Below are 16,250 nucleotides of genomic sequence, written 5' to 3' on the forward strand. Positions count from 1 at the left end.
GGAGACGCCAAACGCCTGTGGAGCGCCGGTAAGACGGGCACACGTGCCCGCACAGCGCGGTGAAGCAGGAAGCCCCCGGAAGGGTCAGACGACCCGGGCCGGAATCCCTGGACTTTAGGCCAGGGAGCACGTCAAGCGCGTCAACCAGCCCCACCGGCACAGCAGTCGAAGCTCCCCGTTCCCCGGAACCCAGCAGAGGAGATCTTCATGGACACGCGACGAACCACCGGCCGGGCCCTCGACCGGCGCACCCTGCTGCGCGGCGCGGCGGGCATGACCGCGGCGGCGGGCATCGCGACGGTCGCCGGAATCGGCACGGCGGGCCCGGCCTTCGCCTACGGCTGGAGCCGCACCCTCCAACAGGGCCTGTCCGGCGCCGACGTGACCGAACTGCAGATCCGCGTCGGCGGCTGGGCCGCCGCCGGCGCCCAGCAGACGTACCTCGCCTGGGACGGGGCGTTCGGCTCCGCCACCGACGGCGCGGTCAGACGCTTCCAGTCCGCCTACGGCCTGAGTGCCGACGGCGTCGTCGGACCGCAGACCCAGAGCGTGCTCAACAGCCTGGAGAGCGCCGACGGCTCCACGGCCCACTTCGAATGGAGCGAGTTCCAGTCCAAGGACGGCTCGGGCTTCAGCAACGGCAAGGTGGGCGCCGCACAGGTCAAGGAGAACGTGCGGCGGCTGATGTACAAGCTGGAAGCGGTGCGCAAGAAGGCCGGGAACAGCGCCATCACCATCAACTCCGGCTTCCGCAGCGTCGCGCACAACGCCTCCGTGGGCGGCGCGTCCAACAGCATGCACGTGTACGGCGTCGCCGCCGACATCGTCGTCACGGGCCACACCACGCTCCAGGTGTACCGGATCGCCGAGACCTGCGGGTTCTCCGGCCTGGAGGCGTACACCCACTCCTGGCAGCACGTCGACAGCCGCGTCCAGTACCCCTCGTACGGCTCGGGGTCGTGGTGGTGGGAGAGCGGCGTGGTGTGACCCCGCCCGCCGACCGCCGGCGCCGGCCCGCCCCCCACGGGGCGGGCCGGCGCCGTTTGCGTTGCCTCTCGCAAAGGCTCCGGGCCGGTGATCACCGGTTCCGGCCGGGTGTGAACAGCCCGCCATCCGGGTGATCTACGCCCCGCCCCCGGCGGCCCGGGTCGCCAGGAAACACAAGGTTGGCGCGGGTTGCCGGGTCGTCGTGGGCCGCGGGCTAAGTGGCAGCCAGACGGTGGCCGACCGAAACTGGCAGAGCGGTTCGTGATCAGGAAAGTGCGCAGGCAAACGTCCTCCAGGAGGTCGATGGTGGAGCAGTCCGCCGACGTCTACATATCCGGGCCGGACGAAGCACCCGCAGCCGGTGGCACCGGCGCGAGCCCGGCGAGTACCGAAACCGAGCGAGGACTCGCCGAAGTCCTCGCCGACGTACTGAAATCCGAACGCGTCGCAGTCGACGGGCACTTCTTCGCCGACCTCGGCGCCAACTCGCTGGTCATGGCACAGTTCTGCGCACGGCTCAGAAAGCGTACGGACCTGCCGTCCCCGTCCATGAAGGACATCTACCGCAGCCCGACGATCCGGAGCCTCGCGGCGGCGCTTGCGCAGACCACGCCCGACCCGGCCGGACCCCGGCCGGCCGCCCCGGCACCGACGGCGTCCGCGGGCCCGCCGGCTCGGCCGCCCGCGCTCCCCAGGGCGCGACACGTCCTGTGCGGCACTGCCCAACTCCTCATCTTCCTCGGCTACTCGTTCGCCGCCGGGCTTGTCACCGCCCGGGGCTTCGAGTGGGTCGCCGCCGGCTCCGGCCTCGCCGACGTCTATCTGCGGTCGCTGCTCTTCGGCGGCGCAGGCTTCACGGGAATGTGTCTGTTCCCTGTCGTCGCCAAATGGCTGCTCGTCGGCCGCTGGAAGCCCGCGGAGTTCCCCGTCTGGGGCCTTGCCTATCTGCGGCTCTGGCTCGTCAAGGTACTGCTGCACGCCAACCCGATGGTCCTGTTCATCGGCAACCCGCTGTACGTGCTCTATCTGCGGGCGCTCGGCGCGCGCGTCGGCAAGGGCGTCACGATCCTCTCGCACTCCGTCCCGGTCTGCACCGATCTGCTGACGATCGGCGACGGCGCGGTGATCCGCAAGGACGCCTACCTCCAGTGCTACCGGGCGCACGCCGGACGCATCCAGACCGGCCGGGTCACCCTCGGCCGCGACGCCTTCGTCGGCGAGAAGACCGTGCTGGACATCGACACCTCGATGGGTGACGGGGCGCAGCTCGGTCACGCCTCCGCCCTCTACCGCGGCCAGCACATCCCCGACGGCGCACGCTGGCACGGCTCACCGGCCCAGCCCACCGAGACCGACTACCTGCGCGTCCCGCCGGCCCCCTGCGGCGCACTGCGCCGGGCCTGGTTCGGCATCGGCGCCCTGCTCCAGCTGTACCTCTTCTACCTGCCGGTGTTCATGGGCGGCACCTACCTGCTGTTCACCGGTGTGCCGGCGATCGGCGACCGGCTGACGACGGACACCACCGGGCTCTCCTCGGCGGCCCTGTTCACCGACGCGCTCCTGCTGTCCCTCGTCCTGTTCTTCGGCCTCACGGCGGTGGGCCTTGTGGTGCTGTACGCCGTGCCCCGGCTGCTGAACCTGCTCATCGAACCCGGCCGCGTCTACCCGCTCTACGGATTCCACTACGTGGTGCACCGGGCGATCGCCCGCATGACGAACGTCAAGTTCTTCGCCTGGCTCTTCGGCGACAGCTCCTACGTCGTGCACTACCTGCGCGGGATCGGATACAACCTCAACCAGGTGGAGCAGACCGGCTCGAACTTCGGCTCCGAGTTCCAGCACGAGACGCCGTTCCTCGTCTCCATCGGCAGCGGCACGATGGTGGCCGACGGGCTGTCCGTGCTGAACGCCGAATACTCCAGTACCTCCTTCCGGGTGGCGAGGGCGTCCATCGGGTCGCGCAACTTCCTCGGCAACAACATCGCCTACCCCGCCGGCGGCCGGACGGGCGAGAACTGCCTGCTCGCGACGAAGGTGATGGTGCCCCTCGACGGCGAGATACGCGAGGGCGTGGGCCTGCTCGGCTCCCCGTGCTTCGAGATCCCCCGGTCGGTGGAACGGGACACCAGGTTCGACCACTTGAGGTCCGGCGAGACCCAACGGCGCCTGCTCGCCGCGAAGAACCGCCACAACCTCGGCACGATGGCCCTGATGATGGGCGTCCGCTGGCTGCACGCCTACCTGCTCACGGTCATCGGTCTGGCCGCCGTCGACCTGTACGGCGCCGCCGGACACGTGGTGATCGCCGGATACCTGGCCGTAAGCCTCGCCCTCACCACGCTCCACTACGTGCTGGCGGAGCGCGTCATCACCCGGTTCCGCCCGCTGCAACCGCGGCTGTGCTCCATCTACGACCCGTACTTCTGGTGGCACGAACGCCTGTGGAAGGTGCCGGACCAGTACCTCGAGATCTTCAACGGGACGCCCTTCAAGACCCTGGTGTGGCGGATGCTCGGCGTCCGCGTGGGCCGCGCGGTCTTCGACGACGGCTGCTTCATCACGGAGCGGACGCTCGCCGCCATCGGCGACGGCTGCACCCTGAACGCCGGGACCAAGATCCAGTGCCACTCGCAGGAGGACGGCACGTTCAAGTCCGACCGCTCGACGCTCGGCGACGGCTGCACGCTCGGCGTCTCCGCCCATGTGCACTACGGCGTGACCATGGGCGACGGCGCGGTCCTGGCGCCCGACTCGTTCCTCATGAAGGGCGAGGAAGTCCCCGCCCACGCGCAGTGGGGCGGGAACCCCGCCGCCGATCTGCCGGTCGCCCCCGAACCCTCCCTGGGCCCCGGCGCGCCGACGGCGGCCCGGACAACGGCAATGTCGCCGGTCAACGGCGCTACCGCGACGGTGAGTTGAGGAAGGTCATTCGATGGGAGCGCACGTGGAAACGGACCGGGAGTACTGGAGCCGTGTGCTGAGCGCCGGCGGCTGCACCGTCGTGCCGCGCTGGGTCGGCGAGCCCGTGGCGGGAGTGGCCGCGTACGAGACGGCGGCACCGGACGACCTGGCGGCGCAGGTCCGCGCGCTGGCACGCGAACTGAACGTGCCGCTGAGCGCGGTGCTGCTCGCCGCGCACGCCAAGGTGCTCGCCGCCCTCTCCGCCGAGCAGGACGTGGTGACCGGCTATGTCGCCGGGCCGCGGCGCGCGCCGCTGCCGTGCCGGCTGACCGTCGCGCCCACCTCCTGGCGCGCCCTGGTGGCCGCCGCGCAGCACGCCGAGTCCGAACTGCTGGCCCACCGGGAGTTCCCGGTCGACGGGCTGTGGCGACAGATGCGGGTGGCCGGGCCGTCGTACGAGGTCGTGTTCGACCCGGCCGGGACCGACGGGGGCCTGGTGGACGACGCCGTGCTGTGGCTCGGCTGGTCCGAGCGTGGCGGCCGGCTGGTGCTGCGGCTGCGCTACCGCACCCAGGCGCTCGACGCCGGGTACGCGTCCCGGATCGGCGGCTACCACCTGGCCGCGCTGCGCCTGATGGCGGCCGACGTGAACGCCCGGCACGCCGAGCAGAGCCTGGTGTCGGCCGACGAGGTGCACCAGCAACTCGAAGGACTGGCCGGGCCCGGCCGGGTGCTGCCGCAGGCGCGGGCGCACGAACTGTTCGAGCGGCGCGCGCGGGCCCATCCGGACGCGGTCGCGGCGGTGTGCGGCGACCGGTCCTGGACGTACGGCGAGCTGAACGCCCGCGCGAACCGGCTGGCGCGGGCACTGCTTGCCCGCGGGCTGACCCGCGAGGGCGTGGTCGCCGTGGTCACCGAGCGCAACCTCGACTGGCTGGCCTCGGTGCTGGCGGTGTTCAAGGCCGGCGGCGTCTATCTGCCGATAGAACCGCACTTCCCCGCGGGACGCATCCTGGCAACGTTGTCGCGTGCCGGCTGCCGGCTGGTGCTGACCGAGTCCGGCAGCACCGACACCCTGGACCAGGCACTCACCGGCCTCCCGGACGCGGAGAAGGTACTGATCGAGGATGCGTACCAGGAGGGACACGCCGACGGTGACGTCGGGGTGCCCGTCTCGCCCGGCCAACTGGCCTACATCTACTTCACCTCCGGCTCCACCGGCGAGCCGAAGGGCGCGATGTGCGAGCACGCGGGCATGCTCAACCACCTCTACGCCAAGATCGACGACCTGGGGATCACCGAGGGCCGTGTGGTCGCCCAGACCGCCCCCCAGTGCTTCGACATCTCGCTGTGGCAACTGGTGTCGGCGCTGCTGGTCGGCGGCCGGACGCTGCTGGTGGGCCAGGACGTCGTCGTGGACGTGGAACGGTTCCTCGACACGCTCGTCGAGGGCCGGGTCGGCGTGGTGCAGGTCGTGCCCTCCTATCTGGAGGTCGTGGTCTCCTACCTGGAGCAGCACCCCCGCGAACTGCCGGACCTGCGCTGTGTGTCGGTGACCGGCGAGGCGCTGAAGCGGGAGCTGGTCCAGCGCTGGTTCGCCTGCCGGCCGCGCATCAAGCTGGTCAACGCCTACGGGCTCACCGAGACCTCAGACGACACCAACCACGAGATCATGGACAAGGTGCCCGAGCGGGTGCTGCTCGGCCGCGCGATCAACAACGTCCGGGTCTACGTCGTCGACGAGCAGCTGTCCCTGGTGCCGCTGGGCGCCCCGGGCCTGATCGCGTTCTCCGGCGTCTGCGTGGGGCGTGGCTACGTCAACGACCCCGAGCGGACCGCCGAGGCGTACCGCGAGGACCCGTACCGGCCGGGCGAGCGGCTCTACCTTGCGGGGGACTGGGGCCGCTGGCACCCCGGCGGAAAGCTGGAGTTCCTGGGCCGCCGGGACAGCCAGGTCAAGATCCGCGGTTTCCGCATCGAGATCGGCGAGATCGAGAACACCCTGCTGCGGGTGGACGGCGTGCGCGACGGTGCGGTCGTCGTCGCCGAACGCGCCGGCCACAGCAAGCACCTGATCGCCTTCTACACGGGCCGGCACCTGCCCACGGACGAACTGCGCGAGGCGCTGGCCGCCCACCTGCCCGCCTACATGGTCCCCTCGGCCTTCCACTGGCAGGACGCCCTCCCGCTGACCGCCAACGGCAAGATCGACAGGAAGGCGCTGACCGCGCTGGCCGAACAGACGGCGCCGCCCGCCGAGGAGGACACCGCACCGCCGCGCGACCGCGCCCCGCTCACCCCGACCGAGCGCAAACTGGCGGGTGCCTGGGCGGAACTGCTCGGCGTACCCGAGTCGCAGATCGGCCGCCGTGACCACTTCTTCGACTCCGGCGGCACCTCCCTGACGGCCGTGAAGCTCACCATCGCCCTGGACCGCGCGGTCTCCCTCAAGGACATCACCCGGCACCCGGTGCTCGCGGACCTCGCGGCGCTGCTCGACGGCACCGCCCGGCAGTCCGCCGAACTCCTCCAGCCGCTGACGGAGACGGGCGGCGCCGCGGCGTGCGCCCTGATCTGCTTCCCGTACGCGGGCGGCAACGCGGTCAACTACCGGCCGCTGGCGAGCGCGCTCGCGGACACCGGATGCGCGGTGTACGCCGTGGAGTTGCCCGGCCACGACCTCGCCGCCCCCGACGAGCCGTTCGCGCCGCTCGCCCGGGTGGCGGAGCGGGTGGCCGCCGAGATCACCGCACGCGGCCTGAGCCGGGTCATGCTGTGGGGCCACTCCTCGGGCGCCGCGGCGGCCCTGGCCACGGCCAGGCTGCTCCAGGACCGCGGCGTGCGGGTCGCCCGGGTCTTCCTCGCGGCACAGCTGCCCGGCACCCCCGCCGAACGGCGCGCCGCCGCCGGCGAACTGACGGGGCGCAGCGACGCCGAGATCGCCGCGCGGCTGGCCGAGGACAGCGGCTACCCCGAACTCGCCGAGCTGAACACCCGGCACGCCGAACGCGTCGGCGCCGCCTACCGGCACGACTGCGTGAGCGCGCACCACTACCTCGCCGACGCACTGGAAGCCCCGCCCGCCGAGAAGCTGACCGCGCCGGTGACCGTGGTCATGGCCGCCGACGACCCGAGCACGGCCGGCGATCCTGACCGCCACCGGGCCTGGCAGCCACTGGCCGAACGGGTGGAGCCGCACGAACTCGCCGACGGCGGCCACTACTTCCTGCGGACCCGCCCGGTCGAAGCGGCCCGGGCCGTGCTCGGTGCCACCGCACCACTGGCCTCTTCCTGAGCCCTCCAGCGCCCCCACCGGGGCAACCGAAAGGAAACCGAGATGACGTCCTCTCCTCAGGCACCACCGCTCGACGTGGAGCTGGCGCCGGACCGTCCCCCGCTGCTGCACGTCGACCCGGCCGGCGACGCCCCGAGCTGGGCGGCCGAGCACCGCGACGCGCTGCGCGCGCAGGTCGCCGAGCACGGCGCGCTGCTCGTGCGCGGCCTCGGACCGCGCACACCGGAGCAGGTCGGCGCCGTCTTCACGGGCCTGGCCGGCGGTCTCATGACCGAGCGGGAGGCCTTCGCCCCCCGGGAGACGTACAGCCCGGGCCTGTACTCCTCGTCCACCTGGCCCGCCAACCAGCCGATGTGCATGCACCACGAGCTGAGCTACACGCTGGAGGTCCCCGGCCTGATGCTCTTCGCCTGCCTGATACCCCCCGGCGACGGCGGGGCGACCGCGGTGGCCGACGCGGAACACGTGCTCCAGGCGCTGCCCACGGCGCTCAGCGAACGCTTCGAACGCGAGGGCTGGCTGCTCACCCGCAGCTACAACGACGAGATCGGCGCCTCCCTCGCGGAGTCCTTCGGCACCGAGGACCGCGCCGCCGTCGAACGCTACTGCCGCGCCCACGCCATCGACTTCACCTGGCAGCCCGACGGCTCCCTGCACACCCGGCAGCTGCGCAGCGCCGTGGTCCGCCACCCGGTCACCGGACGGCGCTGCTGGTTCAACCAGATCGCCTTCCTCAACGAGTGGACGCTCGCACCCGAGGTGCGCGAGTACCTGGTGGACGAGTACGGCGCCGACGGACTGCCGTTCAACACCCGCTACGGCGACGGCAGCCCGATCGGCGAGGACGTCGTCCAGCAGCTCAACACCGCCTACGACAGGCTCACCCGGCGCGAGCCCTGGCAGGCCGGCGACGTGCTGCTCGTGGACAACATACGCACCGCGCACAGCAGGGAGCCGTACACCGGCGAACGCCAGGTGCTGGTCTCCATGGCCGAGCCCCGGCGGCTGGCCGACTGCGTCCCGACCCCGGAGGCGAGCACGCGATGACGAACGTCCTGTCCACCGCCACCCGGCCGGCCACCGCCCAGGCGGCACCGGTGCCGAGCTTCGCGGTGATCTCCGGAGCGCAGGTGCAGCAGGCCCTCGCCGGGCGCGAGCGGGAGATCGTGGAACTGGTCGAGGACACCTACCGGTTGCACGGCGCCGGGAACACGGTCAACCCGCCGTCCTACTTCCTGCGCTTCCCGGACCGCCCCTCGGCGCGCATCATCGCGCTGCCGGCCTCGGTCGGCGGGCCCGCGCAGGTCGACGGCCTGAAGTGGATCTCCAGCTTCCCGGAGAACGTGACGTCGGGGCTGCCCCGGGCCTCCGCGGTCCTCATCCTCAACGACCACGCCACCGGCTACCCGTTCGCCTGCCTGGAGAGCTCCATCATCAGCGCGACCAGGACGGCGGCCTCGGCCGCGCTGGCGGCCGACTGGCTCAGCCGCAACCGGTCCCGCCCCACCCGCATCGGGTTCTTCGGCACCGGGCTGATCGCGCGCTACATCCACACCTTCCTCGCGGGCACCGGCTGGACCTTCGAGAGGATCGGCGTGCACGACGTGTCCGCCGACAGCACCGCCGGGTTCTGCGGCTATCTGCGGAACTCCGGCGCCACCGCGGAGGTCACCGTGCACGACAGTGCCGAGGACCTGATCCGCTCCAGCGACCTGGTGGTCTTCGCCACCGTGGCCGGCACCCCGCACGTCAGCGACCAGGGACTGTTCGCGCACCACCCGCTCGTCCTGCATGTCTCCCTGCGCGACCTCGCCCCGGAGATCCTGCTCGGCGCCGCGAACTTCGTCGACGACGTGGAGCACTGCCTGAAGGCGGACACCTCCCCGCACCTGGCCGAACAGCTCACCGGCAACCGTGACTTCCTGAACGGCACCCTCGACGACGTCATGTGCAAGCGGGTCCTCCCGCCGGCCGACCGCACGGTGATCTTCTCGCCGTTCGGACTCGGCGTCCTCGACCTCGCCGTCGGCAAGTACGTCTACGACGAAGCAGCCCGGGCGGGTGATCTCCGCCTCATCGACGACTTCTTCCACGACCTGCGCCGGTACGGCTGACGCCCTGTCCCTCAGCCCTGGCACCAGGAGGCCCACCGTGCCCGTCATATCCGCTCCCCACGCCTTCAACGAAGGCCAGCTCTACGTCGATCTGCAGCCGACACTCGGGCGTTCCCTCTACCTGAAGTGCGAGGGCTTCAACTTCGCGGGCTCGATCAAGTTGAAGGCCGCGGTGGAGATGGTGGAGGCCGCCGAGCGCGACGGAGTCCTGATGCCGGACTCGACCCTGGTCGAGTCCTCGTCGGGAAACCTCGGCGTGGCGCTCAGCATCATCGCCGCCAGCAAGGGTTACCGGTTCCTGTGCGTGACGGACTCCCGCTGCAACCTCTCCACCCGGCTCCTGATGGAGGCGCTGGGCAGCGAGGTGCACGTCATCGCCGACACCGACGCCAACGGCGGCTTCCTCGGCGCCCGGATCGACTACGTCCGGGCGCTGTGCGCATCCGACGACCGGTACGTGTGGCTCAGCCAGTACACCAACCCGGGCAACTGGCGGGCGCACTACCACCGCACGGGGCCGGAGATAGCCCGTCAGTTCCCGCGGCTCGACGTGCTGTTCATCGGCGCCGGCACCACCGGAACGCTGATGGGCTGCGCCCGCTACTTCCGCCACTGGCACCGGCCGGTGCGGATCGTCGCGGTGGACAGCGCGGGCTCGGTGGCCTTCGGCGGCAAGCCCGGCCGCCGGATGATCCCCGGCCTGGGCATGAGCATGCGTCCGCCGCTGCTCGACGAGTCCCTAGTGGACGAGGTCATCTGGGTGGAGGAGGCGGACACCATCCGCATGTGCCACCGGCTGGCCAGACGCGGCTTCCTGTTCGGCGGCTCCACCGGCACGGTGGTCAGCGGCGCGACGGACTGGCTGGACGCGCACGGCACGTCGGACCTGACCGCGGTGGCCATCGCCCCGGACCTCGGCGAGCGCTACCTGGACACCATCTACCAGACCAACTGGCTCCAGGACCTGTACGGCGACCAGATACTCGACGCCGAGCAGGTGGCCGCGGGTGCCCGGCGGACCAAGCCGCTGCCACCCACACCGGAGCGGCGGCAGCGGCCGTAACCGGCACGGGACCGGTCCTGTTGCCCGGGCCGCGTCTCACAAGGCCGCCGACCACGTGACAAAGCGCGTGTGGCGCGCACCTGTTGGGGTGCGCGCCACACACGTGGGAAGGGCGACCGTGCGGCCTGGGGCCGCTACTTGATGCGGACCACCTGCGGGTCGTGGTCGCTGCTCTGGTCGGAGAACTCGGCGTTGATGCGGACGACCTCGTAGTCCGGCTTCTTGACGGCGGGCGAGACCAGGATGTGGTCCAGGGTCTGCGAGTTGCCGTCGTACACGTAGCTGTAGCGCTCGTTCACCGGCAGCGTGTTGATCAGGTCCTCCAGGACCCCGCCGGCGGTCAGCGTGGCCAGCGGCTTGGAGAACTGGTAGTCGTTCATGTCACCGAGGACGACGATCTTCGCCTTCTTGTCCTTGGCGAGCAGATCGCGCACGAAGGTGTTGACCTCCGTCGCCTGGGCGACGCGCTGGGTCTCGGAGCCGAGCACCGGCGGCTGGATGGTGCCGTGCACCGGCTGGTCGCCGCCCTTGGAGTTGAAGTGGTTGCCGATCACGAAGATCTGCTCACCGCGGAAGACGAACTCGCCGACCAGCGGCTTGCGGCTGCTCTTCCACGCGCCGGAGGCGGGGTTGATCCTGCCCGGCGAGGCGGAGAGCCTGACGCCCTTCTTGCCGTCGCGGACGGCCTCGACGGCGGTGGTGGAGTCGCCGCCCGGCCGGTCGACGAAGGTGACGCGCTTCGGGTTGAACAGGAACACGTTGCGGATGTTGCCGCCCGGCTCGCCGCCGTCCTGGTCGTTGACCGGGTCGACGGAGCGCCAGTCGTACGCCGGGCCGCCGGCCGCCTTGATGGCCTCGATGAACTGGGTCATCGTCTTGTCGGCCGTGACCGTGCCGTCGTCCTTGGGACCGTTGTCGTCCTGGATCTCCTCCAGGCTCACGATGTCCGGGGAGGCCAGGTTCTTGACGACGCCCTCGGCGAGCCGGTCGAACTTGCTCTGCGGGTCCGTCGGGTCCAGGTTCTCGACGTTGTACGTGGCGACGGACAGCTCGTTCGACTTGCCCTTCTTCGCCACGTCCGGCGTGAGGCCGCCGGAGGTGACCGTGCCGACCTGCGTCGCCTGGACGTTGTAGCCGCCGTAGTTGGAGTAGTCCACGGGGCCCGCGGTGCTGCCGGTGAGCGTGTCGCCGACGTTCGCGTGCAGCTTGTCACCGGTCAGCGGGGTGATCAGCAGACGGCCCGAGTTGGGGCTGTCGTAGCCCTTGTAGATCGTGCCGCCGCGCGGGGTCGGGTTCTGCCGGGGCTTGGTGGTGATCCACGTCTCGTTGTACGAGTTGGAGGCGCCCACCACCCGGGAGTCGCCGATCTGCACCAGCATGCCCTCGCGGGACTCCAGCCAGTCCAGCGCGTAGGTGTCGGGCTTCAGCTCCAGGGAGTCGATGCGGCCCCCGTCGGCCTGCGGCGCGTACGCGTCGGGCAGCGTCTGCGCGTCGACGGCCTCCGCCGCCGGCAGCTTGTTGCCGGTGGAGAGCACGGCCGCGGTCGGGCCGGTCAGTTCGGTGACGGACTGGGCGCCGCCGCTCAGGCCGCCGGGGTAGTACTCGCTCACCTTGCCGGACACCAGCACCGAGTCGCCGACCTTGACGAGCGGGGTGGCGGAGCCCGTGAAGACGAAGATGCCCTCGCTGGTGGCGGGGTTCTGGTCCGGCTCGGGGTCCTGGATCCAGTAACCCTTCGAGCCGGTGCTGCGCACACCGGTCACCACGCCGGGCACATGGGTGACGGTCTTGCCGCTCTGCGGCGAGATCCGGGTGCTGCCCTGGATGTCATGGATGCGCAGCGGGCCCGGGGCGGTGTCCGTGGGCGACGGCGTCGGCGACGGGTCGCCGCTGCCACCGGTGCCGGCCGCGTTGCGGGGGCTCGGGGTGCCGCCGGTGAAGTCGGCCGCGTTGTCGTCCGTGTCGGCGAGCGAGGCGGCGCGCGCGACGGAGGTGGTGTTGCCCGCGCCGGTGGCGGGGCTGCCCTCGCGGACCACGGCGGTGCCGAAGCCGGCCAGGTCCTTCACGGTGCCGTCGGCCGCGCAGTCCGCGGCGGTCAGGCAGGTGAGCGCGGTGGTCGAGTGGACCAGCGCGACGGTGCCGCTGGTCGCCGACATGGCGATGGTCCCGGTGGCGTCCGGCGTCGGCAGGGCGGTGTCGCCCGCCGAGCCCTTGGCCTCCTGGACCAGGTAGTTGCCGCCCGCGGGGATGGCCCCGTCCAGCGGGGTGACCTGCCACTTGGTGCTGGCGGTGGGCGAGCCGCTGAGGTACTGCACGGACCAGCCGCTCAGGTCGAACGGCGCGCCACCGGCGTTGCCCAGCTCGATGAAGTCGTTGGTGAGGGACGCCCCGGAGTTGCCACCGCCGCCGTAGACCTCGGAGATGACGGCGTCGGGCGAGGGGGCCGCCTGGGCGGTCAGGGGAAGGGCGATCAGCGATCCGGCGATGCCGAGGGGAAGGGCGATGAGGCCGGCCTTGGCGCCTCTGCCGCGCAGGCTCAGCGGTATGTGTGCAGACACGTGGGCTCTTTCGTGCAGGAGTCGGGACGACGCGACTGAACCGTGGGAGGTGGCAGAAGGCTTGTGCGTCGGCTGGAAAGATACGCGCGTAGATAGCCGGTAACAAGGTGTTGCGCGGCTCAAGTATCGAGCGTTTCCCCAACCGTTCACCGGACGTAACGTGAGTGCCCTCCGCTTCGCCTCCGCGACACGTTCGTACCGAAACGGGCCGTTCATACCGGTCGCGGGCCGTGCGCCGGGTACGGCGGCGCGGCGGTCAGGCGCCGTACACCGGGGCCGGAGCGGGCGCGTCGGCGAGCAGGTCGCGCACCGCGGCACCGACCTCCGCCGGGCGCCACCGCCGCTCCCGGACCGCCCGTGGGCCGTGCCGCCAGCCGTCGGCGACCCCGATCGTCCCGCCCTCGGCCTCGAAGACACGCCCCGTCACATCGCCCGAGTCCGCCGACGCCAGCCACACCACAAGAGGGGAGACATTGCCGGGGTGCATGGCGTCGAAGCCGGAGTCCGGCGCGCGCATCCGGTCCGCGAAGGCCGCGACCGCCTCGGTCATCGGGGTACGGGCCGACGGCGCGATGGCGTTGACGGTCACCCCGTACCGGGCCGTCTCGGCGGCCGCGATCACGGTGAGCGCGGCGATGCCCGCCTTCGCGGCACCGTAGTTGCCCTGGCCGACGCTGCCCATCAGACCCGCGCCGGAACTGGTGTTGACGATCCGCGCGGCGACCGGCCGGCCCTGCTTGCTGCGCTCGCGCCAGTACGCCACCGCATGCCTCAGCGGTGCCGCATGACCCTTGAGGTCCACCTTCAGCACCACGTCCCAGTCCGCCTCGGACATGGACACCAGCATCCGGTCACGGTTGACGCCCGCGTTGTTCACCAGCGCGTCGAGCGTGCCGAAGGCGGCGACGGCCCGCTCCACCAGCGACCTCGCATAGGCCCAGTCGCTGACGTCGCCCAGGTCGGCGACGGCCGTTCCGCCGCCCGCCACGATCTCCTCGGCCACCCCGTGCGCCGCCTCGCCGAGGTCGTTGACCACGACCAGGGCGCCCTCGGCGGCCAGCGCCAGCGCGTGCTCGCGGCCCAGACCCCGACCCGCTCCGGTGACGACGACCACCCGGTCCTGACAGATTCCGGTCACGCGAGCATCCCTTCGCCGAGATCCGTCCCGCTCCCGTGCCCGCCCGGCCCGGCCAACCCCAGCCGGCGGGCGACGAGTTCGCGGTGGTACGCCGGGCCGCCCCAGTCGGCGGCCAGCGCCCAGGCCCGCTTCGTGTACAGATGGAGCGGGTACTGCGTGGTGTAGCCGATGGCCCCGTGGCACTGGAGCGCCGTACGGGCCGCAAGCCGTGCCGCGTCCGAGGCGAGGACCTTGGCCATCGAGGTGCGCACCGCGGCCTCGGCGTCGCCGGCCGCCTGCGCCCAGCCGGCCGCGAGCACCGCGGGACGGGCGAAGCGCAGCGCGACCTCCGCGTCCGCCAGCGCGTGCTTGACCGCCTGGAACGAGCCCACCGGCACGCCGAACTGACGGCGCTCGCGGACATGGGCCACGGTCAGTTCGAGCATCCGCGCACCGAGCCCGACCAGCAGCGCGGAGGTGGCCAGCACCCCGCGCCTGCACGCCGCGGCCCGCGCCTTCGGCCCCTCGGCCAGCAGCAGCCCGCCGCCGGCCGGCGCCGACACCCGGGCCGCCGCGCGCGAGCCGTCCACCGAGGCGACCGGCTCGGCGCGCACCTCGCCGCGCTCGTACAGCCGCAGCCCGTCACCCACGGGCACCACGATCAACGCGGCGCGGGCGGCGAACGGCACCGGGGCGCCCTCCTGACGGGCCACGGCGACCAGGGACGAGCCGGCCAGCACGGCGGCGAGCTGCGGCGCGCCCGCGGCGGCGAGCAGCGGGGCGCCGACGGCCACGGTCTCGGCCGCGGGCACCGGCGGCCCGGCCCGGCCGAGCGTTTCCATCAGCGGCGCAAGCGCGTTCTCGTCGAGGCCGAGACCGCCCGCCGCCTCGGGGACCAGAGCGGCCGGCACGCCGACCTCCGCGAGGGTCCGCCACAGGGCGTCCACCTGTGCGACGCGGCCACCGGGCCAGCCGGCCCTGATCAGCTCGGGCCCGCACCGCTTGGCCAGCACCTCGCCGACCGCCGCGGCCAGTACCGCGTCCCGTTCCGCCACGGCGAAGCGCATCGGCTCCGGTCACCTCCTGGGCAGGCCGAGCAGCCGCTCGGCGACGATGGTGCGCTGGATCTCGTTGGTCCCGGCGTAGATCGGACCGGCCAGCGCGAACAGGAAGCCCCGGCTCCAGGCGCCGTCCGCCTCGGCCTCCGGACCCAGCAGGTCCATGGCCGTCTCGTGCAGCCGGATGTCCAGTTCCGACCAGTACAGCTTGTTCAGGCTCGACTCCGCGCCCGCCTGCCGCCCCTCGACGGCCGAGGTGACCTGCTCCAGCGTGAACAGCCGGTACGCCTCCGCCTCCATCCAGGACTGCGCCACCCGGTCCCGGTGCGGGCCCGGGCCGCCGGGCCGGGCCCGGGCCAGCTCCAGCAGCCGCCGGGCCGCGTCGAGATAGCGGCCGGGGGAGCGCAGCGTCAGCCCGCGCTCGGCACCGGTGGTGGCCATGGCGACCGACCAGCCCTGCCCGACGCCGCCGAGCACATCGGCGTCGGGGACGAAGACGTCGTCCAGGAACACCTCGGCGAAGCCCTCGTCGCCGTCGAGGCGTTCAAAGCCCCGCACGGTGACACCGGGCGCGTCCAAAGGGACGAGGAAGTAGGTCAGCCCACGATGCCGCTCGGCCCGGGGATCGGTGCGGAACAGACCGAACAGATGGGTGCAGAACGCCCCTCGGGTGGTCCATGTCTTCTGGCCCGTGAGCCGCCACCCGCCCGCCGCGGCGTCGCGGACCGCCCGGCTGCGCAGCCCGGCCAGATCGCTGCCGGCGTCCGGCTCCGACCACCCCTGCGCCCACAGGTCACGGGCGGCGGCCATCCGCGGCAGGATCCGCCGCTGCTGCTCGGGCGTGCCGAACTCGAACAGGGCCGGGGCGAGCAGGAAGATGCCGTTCTGGGTGACCCGGGAGGGCGCCCCGGCCCGGTAGTACTCCTCCTCGAAGATCAGCCACTGCCACACCGAGGCGTCCCGGCCGCCGTACTGCGCGGGCCAGGACACCACCGCCCAGCGGGCCTCGAACAGCGCGCGTTCCCACTCCAGATGGGCGGCGAACCCCTCACGGGTGTCACCGGAGGACAGCGGCTTCCGCGGCACGTGCGCGGCGAGCCAGGCGCGCGCCTCGGCGCGGAACGCCTCCTCCTCGGCACTCCAGGTCAGGTCCATGC

General features: G+C 72.1%; 10 protein-coding genes. 6 read left to right on the plus strand and 4 right to left on the minus strand.

Annotated features, from left to right (window positions below):
* The first annotated feature begins 207 nt into the window (after positions 1 to 207).
* The 6 genes from ACIRFL_RS40735 to sbnA all read left to right on the plus strand — a co-directional run bounded on the left by ACIRFL_RS40735 (position 208) and on the right by sbnA (position 10,360).
* On the plus strand, positions 208 to 987 hold the full coding sequence (locus tag ACIRFL_RS40735; RefSeq protein WP_404039829.1) for a D-Ala-D-Ala carboxypeptidase family metallohydrolase: 780 nt from the start codon (positions 208 to 210) through the stop codon (positions 985 to 987).
* A 303-nt stretch (positions 988 to 1,290) separates the two neighbouring features.
* Positions 1,291 to 3,906 carry a Pls/PosA family non-ribosomal peptide synthetase gene (locus ACIRFL_RS40740; RefSeq protein WP_404039831.1) on the plus strand — a complete coding sequence of 872 codons (2,616 nt, stop codon included), beginning with the start codon at positions 1,291 to 1,293 and terminating at the stop codon, positions 3,904 to 3,906.
* Positions 3,907 to 3,919: 13 nt separating this feature from the next.
* Positions 3,920 to 7,183, plus strand: a complete 3,264-nt coding sequence (locus ACIRFL_RS40745) for an amino acid adenylation domain-containing protein (protein ID WP_404039834.1) — start codon at positions 3,920 to 3,922, stop codon at positions 7,181 to 7,183.
* A 42-nt stretch (positions 7,184 to 7,225) separates the two neighbouring features.
* Complete coding sequence (locus ACIRFL_RS40750; protein ID WP_404039836.1) at positions 7,226 to 8,230, plus strand: TauD/TfdA family dioxygenase; 1,005 nt, start codon at positions 7,226 to 7,228, stop codon at positions 8,228 to 8,230.
* Positions 8,227 to 9,297 carry a 2,3-diaminopropionate biosynthesis protein SbnB gene (gene sbnB / locus ACIRFL_RS40755; protein ID WP_404039839.1) on the plus strand — a complete coding sequence of 357 codons (1,071 nt, stop codon included), beginning with the start codon at positions 8,227 to 8,229 and terminating at the stop codon, positions 9,295 to 9,297. The genes ACIRFL_RS40750 and sbnB overlap by 4 nt, the downstream gene beginning before the upstream one ends.
* Positions 9,298 to 9,334: 37 nt before the next feature.
* The gene (sbnA, locus tag ACIRFL_RS40760) at positions 9,335 to 10,360 is read left to right on the plus strand and encodes a 2,3-diaminopropionate biosynthesis protein SbnA (RefSeq protein ID WP_404039842.1); all 1,026 of its coding nucleotides are present in this window, start codon (positions 9,335 to 9,337) and stop codon (positions 10,358 to 10,360) included.
* Between the two features lie 134 nt (positions 10,361 to 10,494).
* On the opposite strand, the gene ACIRFL_RS40765 is transcribed toward sbnA, so the two are convergent.
* From ACIRFL_RS40765 to ACIRFL_RS40780, 4 genes are all read right to left on the minus strand, one after another.
* Positions 10,495 to 12,918, minus strand: coding sequence for a lamin tail domain-containing protein (locus ACIRFL_RS40765; RefSeq protein ID WP_404039845.1), 2,424 nt, complete (start codon positions 12,916 to 12,918; stop codon positions 10,495 to 10,497).
* Between the two features lie 256 nt (positions 12,919 to 13,174).
* A complete protein-coding gene (locus ACIRFL_RS40770) occupies positions 13,175 to 14,056 on the minus strand; it encodes an SDR family oxidoreductase (RefSeq protein WP_404039848.1) in 882 nt (293 codons plus the stop codon).
* Positions 14,053 to 15,102 (minus strand): acyl-CoA dehydrogenase family protein, encoded by a 1,050-nt coding sequence (locus ACIRFL_RS40775; protein WP_404039851.1) that lies wholly within the window; start codon positions 15,100 to 15,102, stop codon positions 14,053 to 14,055. Before ACIRFL_RS40775 ends, ACIRFL_RS40770 begins: the two co-directional genes overlap by 4 nt.
* A gap of 9 nt (positions 15,103 to 15,111) precedes the next feature.
* Positions 15,112 to 16,248, minus strand: a complete 1,137-nt coding sequence (locus ACIRFL_RS40780) for an acyl-CoA dehydrogenase family protein (RefSeq protein WP_404039892.1) — start codon at positions 16,246 to 16,248, stop codon at positions 15,112 to 15,114.
* Positions 16,249 to 16,250: the final 2 nt, after the last annotated feature.

It is taken from the genome of Streptomyces sp. NPDC102462 (assembly GCF_044765425.1).
In the GTDB taxonomy this organism is placed as follows: Bacteria; Actinomycetota; Actinomycetes; order Streptomycetales; family Streptomycetaceae; genus Streptomyces.

Bases quoted from the DNA above. Each gene is read 5' to 3' on its own strand.
- ACIRFL_RS40780 (WP_404039892.1), bottom strand. From the start codon at position 16,248: ATGGACCTGACCTGGAGTGCCGAGGAGGAGGCGTTCCGCGCCGAGGCG.
- sbnB (WP_404039839.1), top strand. From the start codon at position 8,227: ATGACGAACGTCCTGTCCACCGCCACCCGGCCGGCCACCGCCCAGGCG.
- ACIRFL_RS40775 (WP_404039851.1), bottom strand. From the start codon at position 15,102: ATGCGCTTCGCCGTGGCGGAACGGGACGCGGTACTGGCCGCGGCGGTC.
- ACIRFL_RS40750 (WP_404039836.1), top strand. From the start codon at position 7,226: ATGACGTCCTCTCCTCAGGCACCACCGCTCGACGTGGAGCTGGCGCCG.
- ACIRFL_RS40740 (WP_404039831.1), top strand. From the start codon at position 1,291: ATGGTGGAGCAGTCCGCCGACGTCTACATATCCGGGCCGGACGAAGCA.
- ACIRFL_RS40735 (WP_404039829.1), top strand. From the start codon at position 208: ATGGACACGCGACGAACCACCGGCCGGGCCCTCGACCGGCGCACCCTG.
- ACIRFL_RS40745 (WP_404039834.1), top strand. From the start codon at position 3,920: ATGGGAGCGCACGTGGAAACGGACCGGGAGTACTGGAGCCGTGTGCTG.